At 41.5% G+C, this 8,148-nt stretch carries 7 protein-coding genes; 2 read left to right on the forward strand and 5 right to left on the reverse strand.

The window, feature by feature from the left end; genetic code table 11:
* Nucleotides 1–120: 120 nt before the first annotated feature.
* Nucleotides 121–1,314, forward strand: coding sequence for a Coenzyme F420 hydrogenase/dehydrogenase, beta subunit C-terminal domain (locus HWQ44_RS07110; RefSeq protein ID WP_292716789.1), 1,194 nt, complete (start codon nucleotides 121–123; stop codon nucleotides 1,312–1,314).
* 347 nt (nucleotides 1,315–1,661) lie between these two features.
* Here the strand turns inward: HWQ44_RS07110 and HWQ44_RS07115 are convergent, their stop codons facing one another.
* Entirely contained in the window at nucleotides 1,662–2,060 is a 399-nt protein-coding gene (locus HWQ44_RS07115; protein ID WP_292716791.1) for a TIGR02588 family protein, read from the reverse strand.
* Nucleotides 2,057–2,944 carry a TIGR02587 family membrane protein gene (locus HWQ44_RS07120; RefSeq protein ID WP_292716793.1) on the reverse strand — a complete coding sequence of 296 codons (888 nt, stop codon included), beginning with the start codon at nucleotides 2,942–2,944 and terminating at the stop codon, nucleotides 2,057–2,059. The genes HWQ44_RS07115 and HWQ44_RS07120 overlap by 4 nt, the downstream gene beginning before the upstream one ends.
* Before the next feature lie 304 nt (nucleotides 2,945–3,248).
* Here HWQ44_RS07120 and HWQ44_RS07125 point away from each other — a divergent pair, with 304 nt between their 5' ends.
* Nucleotides 3,249–3,431 (forward strand): CsbD family protein, encoded by a 183-nt coding sequence (locus HWQ44_RS07125; RefSeq protein ID WP_292716795.1) that lies wholly within the window; start codon nucleotides 3,249–3,251, stop codon nucleotides 3,429–3,431.
* Between the two features lie 180 nt (nucleotides 3,432–3,611).
* Here HWQ44_RS07125 and HWQ44_RS07130 read toward each other — a convergent pair whose 3' ends face one another.
* From HWQ44_RS07130 to HWQ44_RS07140, 3 genes are all read right to left on the reverse strand, one after another.
* Entirely contained in the window at nucleotides 3,612–3,884 is a 273-nt protein-coding gene (locus tag HWQ44_RS07130) for a GlsB/YeaQ/YmgE family stress response membrane protein (protein ID WP_292716806.1), read from the reverse strand.
* A gap of 365 nt (nucleotides 3,885–4,249) precedes the next feature.
* Entirely contained in the window at nucleotides 4,250–5,986 is a 1,737-nt protein-coding gene (gene mutL, locus HWQ44_RS07135; RefSeq protein ID WP_292716797.1) for a DNA mismatch repair endonuclease MutL, read from the reverse strand.
* A gap of 858 nt (nucleotides 5,987–6,844) precedes the next feature.
* Nucleotides 6,845–7,894 carry an adenosine deaminase gene (locus tag HWQ44_RS07140; RefSeq protein ID WP_292716800.1) on the reverse strand — a complete coding sequence of 350 codons (1,050 nt, stop codon included), beginning with the start codon at nucleotides 7,892–7,894 and terminating at the stop codon, nucleotides 6,845–6,847.
* Nucleotides 7,895–8,148: the final 254 nt, after the last annotated feature.

An 8,148-nucleotide genomic window follows, 5' to 3' on the forward strand; every position in this document is an offset into this window, starting at 1 on the left:
TACTTTGCGTCCCTCTGCGTTTCAAAATCTTACAATGTCTTGTTCATCCTCTATCGTCAAGTTTATAGCGAGTGAAGGTATTGTAATAAAAGCGATTCCTGGATAAAACAAAAAATTTATATGACCTCAGTTTCTCCTCACAAAAAAGCCAGAGCCTTAAAACCTACCAGCCGCCGCCCTGCGAAAGAACTGTGTAGCGAGTGTGGACTATGCGATACATACTATATTCATTATGTCAAGGAAGCCTGCGCTTTTATTAATCAGCAAATAGGCGAACTTGAAGAAGAAACCCATACGCGATCGCGCCATCTGGAAAACCCTGATGAACTTTACTTTGGTGTTCATCAAGACATGATAGCGGCACGAAAACAACAACCCATCGAAGGCGCACAATGGTCGGGTATTGTTAGCAGCATTGCTATTGAAATGCTCAATCGTGGCTTAGTTGAAGGTGTCGTCTGCGTGCAAAACACCAAAGAAGACCGCTTTCAACCCATGCCCATCATCGCCCGGACTCCAGAAGAAATACTAGCAGCGCGGGTAAATAAACCAACACTTTCCCCGAACCTTTCTGTGTTGGAACAGGTGGAAAAATCGGGGATGAAGCGACTGTTGGTAATTGGTGTTGGTTGCCAAATTCAGGCATTACGAGCCGTAGAAAAACAACTTGGTTTAGAAAAACTGTATGTTTTGGGTACGCCCTGCGTAGATAATGTTAACCGCGCCGGACTGCAAAAATTCTTAGAAACCACCAGCAGATCCCCTGAGACAGTTGTGCATTATGAATTCATGCAAGACTTTCGGGTTCACTTCAAACATGAAGATGGCTCATCAGAAACAGTGCCTTTCTTTGGCTTGAAGACCAACCAACTCAAAGATGTCTTTGCCCCATCTTGTATGAGTTGCTTTGATTACGTCAACTCCCTAGCCGATTTAGTCGTTGGCTACATGGGCGCACCCTTCGGCTGGCAGTGGATTGTAGTTAGAAATGACACTGGTAAGGAAATGCTGGATTTGGTAAAAGACCAGTTAGATACTCAACCAGTGATGTCTAAAGGCAACCGCAAAGAAGCCGTACAGCAAAGTATTCCCGCTTACGATAAAGGCGTTACCCTGCCAATGTGGGCAGCAAAACTGATGGGTGTGGTGATCGAAAAAATCGGCCCCAAGGGTTTAGAATATGCGCGATTTTCCATTGATTCTCACTTTACTCGGAATTATTTGTATGTGAAGCGAAATCATCCAGAGAAATTAGAAGCGCACGTTCCAGAGTTTGCCAAGCGTATTGTGGGGCAATATAAGTTACCAGAATAGAGGGCATTGGGCATTGGGCATTGGTTATTCTTCTTGTCTTCCGATTCCCGATTCCCAATTTCAGTAAACCAAAAAGTTTTTTAGGATTCTTACCTAGACATTTCAGCTAAATTCAAGGCTCAACAAAACTCACAAAACAACGTTTTGTTGAGCCTTGAACATCATTATTCATGTTCCTAGATTACATCTTTTGCTTACTTTTTGCTTAAGTTGACACCAATGGGCACTGCCGTGCCCCTACAACTCGCGATATAATTTTGTACGGCATCTGAATGGGAACCGCTATATTCTCTGCAACATATATACATATATTCTTAGTTCGTGTTTATCTGCATTTTAAATCTTCCCTACGGCAATTTATAGCTACCAATACGCAGATTTAACTGACCTTGGCGCGGGTTTTTGCTAAATATAAATGCCCCTTCTTCACTTTCCCCACTAGATAAAAAGTCGATCTGTTGCTCTCCTGTTTCTGTAACTTTGCCGTCAATCAGTAACTCAGCCATAATCTGAACCGACTCAGCTGTATCTCCTCCACTATTCACAACTTCAAAAGGAACATAAAATTGGCCATCAATTTCCCGAATTTTTTCTTTTTTAGTAACAGAAAGAATGGGAGGTTGATTTTTTTCGTTTAGCCAAGTGTAGCCCACTAGACTTACAATAATTGCTAGGATTAGTGAGGCGACGCTGAATGTTACCCACTCAGCTATTGAACGCTTTGGTTGTTGTTCTGTTTGATTCATATTGCTAACCTTCCGGCTGCACCGCCAATAGTTGCAGGTAACCCCAGTATTAAAGTGTGATCTAACCACATTGTCCAGGGGTCACTAAAACTTAACTTTTGAAAGAACCACAGCATAAAAGCGCCTGCTAGCAGTGATACTAGGTAGGACACAAGAGTTTCGCTTGATGGTCGTTGGAAAATTCCCTTTTGCTCTTTGCGCTTTTGCTGGTCAGAAAAGCCTGCCTGAAATACAATGCCATAAGAAATCAGCAAAGATGTGGCGATCATTGCTAACTGCCAAGGTGGCGAGGCGGCGGCTGCAAGCATGGGAATTTCATCTGTCGGAGCAATGTTAAATGCAATTACAGTTGCACCAATTAGAGTTGCACCCAAATCGGCGAAGGTGGCGTGTAACTCATCCCCTTTGTTCTTGGTTGTGCTGTTTACCCCATCGGTAGTTTGTCCTTCTGCATTGCTGTTTTCAGTATCTCCCAAAAGCTGGTTGGCTAATGCTACACCGAGAGCGAAGGGTACACTTTCAAAGATGATTTTACCTAAAGATTCCTTGAGGGAAGTTTCTGGTGTCAATTCTCGCAATAGTAACAGCACAAAGGTAGAGCAAGCTAGTCCGATGGCGATCGCTTCTACAGTATCCATTAAAGTTTGATAAGCTAGCCAGCTATATCTGCGTTTGCGAAAGCCTTCTATCTGATTGAGCAAGTAAACCACAACAAACATCAATGCGATCGCCATCATCATCAGTTGTGGTTTTGCCAGCGATCCAATCCACCAAACCTCCATTGTGTACAGCAAGGGTATGCCAAATAAAAAACCTCCACAAGCACCGCGAATGATGTCATTAATCTCACTCATCCAGACATTTTTTTGACGTTTTGTTGGCACTCCTTTACTTTCCTTTTATTTAAAATTTGCTTTGACTTATACTAATTCTCTATGAAGATGCATATAGCTGTCCTTAATCATTCGTGAAAAGTTAAATCCCCAACTTCTCAAAGAAGTCGGGGATCTGGACACCACAAATTTACTCTTATCTTCATATTTTTTAAGTTAGTGTTACGTTGCACCCCGGATCTATCTTAAGATATATATTTTAACAAATTATTCTATCGGTTGATGGATGTAAAAAACAATATACTGTTGTTAGTTTATGTAGTATATGAATCAACTACAAGCTGGAAATAAAAACATGAGTGCCGAAAAAAGAGTAGAAGCTACTGCAAAAAATATTGAAGGAAAAATTCAAGAGGTAGTGGGTGAAATAACTGGGAATCCACAAGATAAAGCTGAAGGACAAGCAAAGCAAGCTGAAGCCCAAGTTGCTCACACTGTAGAAAACATTAAAGACGAAATTAAGAAAGCTGTAGACTAATTGAGTTTTCCCAGTGCAAATAGCATTACTAGCGATGATTCATTACTAATAGTCTTACATTAATTACTCCACTAACTTTTAGAAAGTGGAGTTTTTGTTGTATTGGTGCAAAATCGGAAATGGTTAATTACTAACAACTTGGCTCTCAACATGATTCTTCTACAATTCAATTCAATTCAACTAATAACTGGTACGCCCAGCCAATAAGTTCCATAAAAAGATAGCAATTATTGCGCCAATGATAGCAACAATTACACCAGGGATACTGAGGGTTGCAGCAGCTAATTGAAATCTTCCTGTTTCTAAAAGAGTAACTAAAATTCCCCCGATTACAGCACCTACGATACCTAAAACCATAGTTGAAGCAATTCCACCACCTTGACGACCAGGATAAATAGCTTTCGCTATAGCTCCAGCAATCAAACCCAGGATTATCCAAGCAATAATGTTCAGCATAATTTCATCCATCAGAAAACTTCATAACTAGCTTAGAAATTACAATATTGTTTTCCTTCTACCCGAAGATATAGGTATTAAACTTCAATAAAATTTAACAACAGTTACAAATCTTTGAGATGTAGGCTGGTAAATGCTTTTGCTGTTTGTTAGGCTGCTATGAGTGCCTAACAAAGGCTTGATTTGTATAAATTACAAATTCGGGACGCGGATTAACTGCTAATTATTGAATTTTTAAATCGATTCGTTCTCTAATATCAGTTGAGAGTTTTTTAAGTTGTTTTGAAAAACCCTGAGTCAATTCAATTTGATAGGTCACAATTTAAATTCTTGCTTTTATTGCTCCCAAGATACTGAAAATATCAAATCCCATGACTTTTACCAATTACCCAATTACGCCGGAAAAACCGGGCTAAAGCTGATTCTTCTAAGGATAGATAAATTGGGCGTCCGTGGGGACAGGTGCGGGGGTTGCGAGTGCGTTGCCAATTGTCTAAAAGTATCTGCATTTCTTGTTGATTCATTGGTGTACCATTACGAATGGCACTACGACAGGCAACAGCTACTTGGGCTGTTTGTAAATCGCCTCCCCAACTAAGTTCTAAAATTGCTTCTGCACAGTCGTCTCGCTGCTGCAAGGGTGCGGGGATGTTACGGACTGCCCAAAGTTGTTCGCCAAAGGGTTCTATTTCTAAACCGATGCGTTGCAGTTGAGATATTTGTGCTGACGATAATTGATAAAGAATTATTGGTGGTTCGATAGGGACAAGTTGCCAATCATCGCATAATTGCTCATACAAAACTCGCTCATGGGCAATGTGCTGTTCTACTAACCACATTCCCCCAGGATGTTCTGCCACAATATAGGTATTGCTAACTTGAGCGACAGCTTTTAAGGAGTTAGGAGAGACGCGATTAATCGCATCTGTACAAGGGTTAGAATCTTTGTGATTTTCGTTGGAATTTTGAGGATTGAAATTATAGCCACCTTTAGCTTCTGCGGCTTTGAGTAATTTACTAACTCGTGTTGTGTGAACCGCTTCTTTGAGATTGGTAGAAGAGATGCTGAGTGCTTGGTTAATTGCCAGGGTAATTTGCTCTTGCCAATAAATGATTTCGTTAAGGTAAATTTCTGTTTTTGCTGGATTGCGATTCCAGTTAATTTGATCGGGGGAAATGGCAAGATGTAAGAAACAAATTGGATAGCGATCGCGTGGTAATGTTCTATGAAATGCTGATAATATCGTTTGCTCTAGTTCCGGTGTCTTCACCATCCTGCCGTTAATGGCGACACGTACCCAATCTGGACGATGACGATGACAGCGATCGGGTAATCCTACCACTAAATTTAGTGCTGAATGGGGAGAGACGCGATGAATCGCGTCTTCTGTATAGGAGTTTAGTGGGTTGGGTATTTCGAGTTTTACTTCTTGCAAGTCACCTTGTCGTACTTGCGGTAAAATCTGCGGTAGCAACTGCCCAGTTGTAGCAGCAGGACAGATGGTGAACCATTGACGATCATTTTGCCAAATTTGCCAGGTGACGTGGGGATGACAGAGGGCGATTTGGTGAATTGTGGCTTGCACGGCTTTCATTTGCTGTGCTGTTGTGGGTAATCCCTGACGACGAGATGAGCAATTACCGAAAAGATGAGAAACTGTAACTACTGTACCAGGTGCGATCGCAGTTACTTCAACTTGTACAACTTTCCCGCCATCGCCATAAATCATCCGCCATCCTAATTTTCCACCCACAGGACGACTCAAAATTTCTAAATCTGCCAGAGTCGTCAAACTGTGCAACGCCTCACCACGAAACCCCAAACTGTTAATTTTCCATAAATCGGCACTAGAGCGAATTTTACTAGTGCTGTGGGCTGTAGCTGCTTGTTGCAAATCATCTAGGTTCATTCCACAACCATTATCTGCCACACGAATTCGCCATTGCTGGGGCCACAGAGAAACCACAATTCGCGTTGCACCTGCGTCTAGGGAATTTTCTACCAATTCCCGCACGACAGAAGCTAAAGAGTCGATTACCTCTCCAGCTGTAATGAGATATACAACTTCTGTTGGTAGAGCTTGAATAGTAGATGCCATAAATTATAGTTTATAGCTTCTGGAGTCCCCTCTCGAAGAGCGGGCAGGGGATTGGGAGTGGAGTTCTTGTCTCACAAGGGCCGAAAACCGCTATATCACTTTACCTTGCTTTTGACCTTAACCGAAAAGTCTTGACTTGAGTTCTATCTATCTCAATTATCGCTCTGGCGTAGACGCTAGAGATCGCCTTTAGCTGCCAAACTTTCAAACGGCTGACTTGACACTATTTCCGGCAATTACTGAATGAGCGGCAGGGACATCCAAAGAAAGACTTAATCAGTGATTTAATTGCGTAGCGAAGTACACCCGTAGGGGCACGGCACTGCCCATTGGTGTCAACTTAAGCTAGAAATAGCGTACTGATTGGATGTTGTTCACCCGCTAGGGAATATAATTCCCTGACTAATTGCTCAAGTCTACTGAAGTAGACTGAAAATTTTCGCGCTATTTAGTCCTCTTCAGAGGACTTTAGTTATGAGACAGGGATTTACAATCCCTGGCGGACGTGCGGTTTCACGTTAAGTTGATACCAATGGGCACTGCCGCCCCTACAACTCGCGATATAGAATGAGAACCACAATACATTGTTGGCTGACTAATTATCTACACCAATAACCCTTAACCCAAGCGTATTGCTATATAAGACTTAAGTAAAAATCCTTTCTCAGCAAAGAAGGAACCACAAATGTACGCCGATAATTTATCTGTGTACATCTGTGGTTTAATTTCTAAAACATTAATTTTTGCAAGATATCTATTGTGCATTAAAACTTTTTCTGATGCTGTAGAAAAAGTTAGTAATTGCAACATTAATTAACATTAAATTACCTGACTTTATGAATATCTTTAGGCAATTCGTTAATTAGTATCTCTCATGGACAAAATTTTAGATGGTTCAGGTTTCAGTAAACCGTTCAACAGTGATGCTGGAGGTTGACTGTAAGGCCAAGCAAAAGCATGACGGAAAGCTGCATCTTGACAAGCTTGTAGTTGTGCAAAATTAATAATGTCGTAAGTCAAGAGATTCTCATACTCAAACGGTAGACGCACATTGTGCAATCCGGCATTATCAGTACAGATAGCGATATCAACCCCAGCATCAAGACAACGGTCAAAAACTAATTTGAGTTGACGTATATCTTGCAAAGTTCCAGTTTTCAGGTAAGTTGTCGGACAAACCTCCAAACATTGTCCGCGTTTAGCCACATCATTAAGTAACTCTGGATATAGTAGGGGAATTTGAATGCCGTGACCAATCCGCATCAAATATGGTAATAGTTCTGGGTAACAACCGGCGGTGGTTTCATATAGATGTCCGGTGGTGTTAACGCCCAGCGATCGCGCATAATCATATAAGCTAATCCATTCTTCTAAGCGATCGGCGTAATAACTATCACCCCCTGCTACATCTACTGCACAGACATACTGCTTATTTTGCGCCGCCAAATCAACAATCGCCTTGTTCACCTCATAAGGTAGGCGCGTGTGCATACAGAGAATTTGGCTAGTAACAATCGGATATTCTGGCTGGTGGCTGGCAAGTCCTACTACTTGCACAATTTCTGCCATCTTGTCAATTCTTTCGGATTGACTCAGATGTTCAGGTGTCCGTAAATAGGGAGTGTAGCGCAGTTCCAGATAAGCCAAATTTTCAAAAATGTAAGCACCCCGCACCAAGCGATAGATAAAGTAAGGCAAAGTGTCCACAGTTTGTACACTTTCTACCAGGGTGTGTAATTCTAGATACTCATCTAGGGTGTTGCGTGGACGGGTATAAAAATCTTCAAATTCTGAATAGTCAGCAAAGCGGGAAATTAACTCCGAAGAATGTCGCTCGAAATATCGCCATAAAACTCGTGGTACCACCGAGCCGCCTAAATGTCTATGTAATTCAGCGTATAAAGCCATAGTGGTATTTTTAGGTAAAAATTTCAATAATTGTAACAAAAACATAGAAAGAAAAAATCTGTACTCGAAAAAATTTAGCTCCAGAGAAGTTGAAGCAGAGGTTTCCCACCATCTGGATTTTCCAATAGAGGCTCCGACCTAGAGGCTGCGCGAAGGTTGAGATTTTATCCTTGTTTTCCGAAAATCCAGCGTTTACGTTTATAGAACCCATTTGACATCTAAGAAGGTGCAGCAAGCCTCTTAACCATCAACCG

The organism is Nostoc sp. JL34 (genome assembly GCF_017114945.1).
GTDB lineage: Bacteria > Cyanobacteriota > Cyanobacteriia > Cyanobacteriales > Nostocaceae > Nostoc.